Consider the following 1,894-nt stretch of genomic DNA (forward strand, 5'->3'; position numbering starts at 1 on the left):
CGGTGCCGGTGCAGTGAAGGCATTACCGTTCACTGGCCGCCACGAGTCATGTCCGGTCTGTGCGTGGGTGCGGTGGCTTCAGGTCGTCGCCGCGTTCGACTCCGGGGGCAGAGTCGAGGTCATTCGACTGCTCTCTCGCGCAGTGGAATTCGAGTCTCATATCTGCCTCGGCACCCTTCCTGCAGCCGAGAAACGGTCCCCTCTGTTTCGGTCTGTCCGCAAGAACGGAAACATCTCCGATACGCCGCTGTCCGGGGCTGCGGTACATGCGGCGATCCGTCGACGAGCTACTCGAGCTGGATACGACCCCGACACCGTCGCCCAATTCGGCGGGCATTCTCTGCGTGCAGGATTCGTCACGCAAGCCTTTCGCAACGGTGCCGATGCGCACACGATCATGCGCCAGACCGGGCACACCACACCCGCAATGGTCGAAACATATGCCCGCGAGCACGCACCTCTGGTCGGCAACGCGGTCACCGAACTCGGTCTATGACCGGGCGCGTGACTGCATCTGTGAGCGGCGACGGGGCGACCGAGGCAGATGCTGACCACGATGACCGCGCCGGTTCGATACGGCCAGCGGATATCGCGAACGCGGCGGTGCCGAAGCGCGATCGGCACACGTGGTCACTGTTCGAGGACTGGTGCACCGCCCATGACGAACCACCACTGGCGGCCTCTCCGGAGTCACTTGCTCGGTTCCTCCACGCGCACCCCGCCGCGTCGACGACCCAACGCCGCCGGATCGCGGTGATCGACGCCGCCCATTCCCGGCACCTGTTACCCCCTCCGGGGCGCGCGGAGGCTGTCCGGGCTGCGCTGGACGTGGCGCGCACGGCGCGCCTGCACGAGCTGGCAGCCGTGATCGGCGGAATCATCGCGCGTCTCCCCGAATCCGGTTGGCCGTCAGCACTGTTCGCGCGGCGAGATGCCCTCGTCCTGGTCGTTGCCTCGACCGGTCTGCCGTACACCCAGATCGCGGCCCTGCGGGCATGCGACGTCACCGCCGATCCGAGGATCGACGCCCTTCGTATCGACTCAGGCCGCGGCGTTCATATCCTCACCTCCCTCGCACTGACGGGGACGGGTATCTCGCCGCGGATGGTGTACCAGCGCTGGTTGGAGGTGCTCGGCCATCACGCGCGGTATCCGAGCACCCGAATGCTCGCCGACGCTCTCGATGCCGTGGGCGGCACCGGAATCGGAGGATACGACCGGTACGTCGATTCGGCCGATCGACAGCCGCTGTCGACTGCGATCGACCGGTGGGGTCACACCCCGTTGACTGCGACCCCGCTCACGTCGCGTGCGGTCGCCGGCATCGTGCGAGCGCACCTGGACGGACGTGCGCCCACCCGCCTGCAGCCCACTGCGCGGTCACAACAGCCGGAGCGGATCGCGGCATCGGATCCAGTACCGCGGGTCGTGCTCGACCCCGGCTACTACGAACGCGGAACGCTTGCGCGTAGACACGCCCACGGTCTTCTCGATGACGTGGACTCTGTCCTCGCTGATGTCGAAATCCGCGCGGACAGCCTGTTGGAAGCACTCGTCGACTTTCTCGAATCGGAGACCACACGCGTGCCGGCCGACACCGTCGAGTGACAAGTGGTTCGTACTCGAGTTTGCACAAACTCTTCGTTCTCACGGCGGCGACGTCTCCGAACTCTCCGCGATGAAGATCGATCAGTCCGCGGACGAACGGAGGCATCGATCTCGACCCCGCGTTCTGTGGGATCTACGTCGAATCCGCGTCGTCCGAGAGTGGCGGGTTTCGGAAATCTTTCGGAGAGCGTCCGGTCCAGCGTTTGAAGGCGTGAGAGAAGTTGGCGAGGTCGCTGTATCCGAGTTCAGTAGCGATCTCGCTGACCGAAACCGATCGGTCGAGGAG

The 1,894-nt window shown here is 65.5% G+C and carries 3 protein-coding genes; 2 read left to right on the plus strand and 1 reads right to left on the minus strand.

The window, feature by feature from the left end:
- Both ABT116_RS43905 and ABT116_RS43910 read left to right on the plus strand, forming a co-directional pair.
- The coding region (locus ABT116_RS43905; protein WP_351646429.1) for a tyrosine-type recombinase/integrase at nt 1–496 on the plus strand (496 nt) is incomplete at its 5' end.
- Between the two features lie 8 nt (nt 497–504).
- A complete protein-coding gene (locus tag ABT116_RS43910; protein WP_235172423.1) occupies nt 505–1,608 on the plus strand; it encodes a recombinase in 1,104 nt (367 codons plus the stop codon).
- Between the two features lie 133 nt (nt 1,609–1,741).
- Here the strand turns inward: ABT116_RS43910 and ABT116_RS43915 are convergent.
- The coding region (locus ABT116_RS43915; protein WP_351646432.1) for a helix-turn-helix domain-containing protein at nt 1,742–1,894 on the minus strand (153 nt) is incomplete at its 5' end.

It is taken from the genome of Streptomyces sp. NPDC002130 (genome assembly GCF_040296465.1).
Lineage (GTDB): Bacteria > Actinomycetota > Actinomycetes > Streptomycetales > Streptomycetaceae > Streptomyces.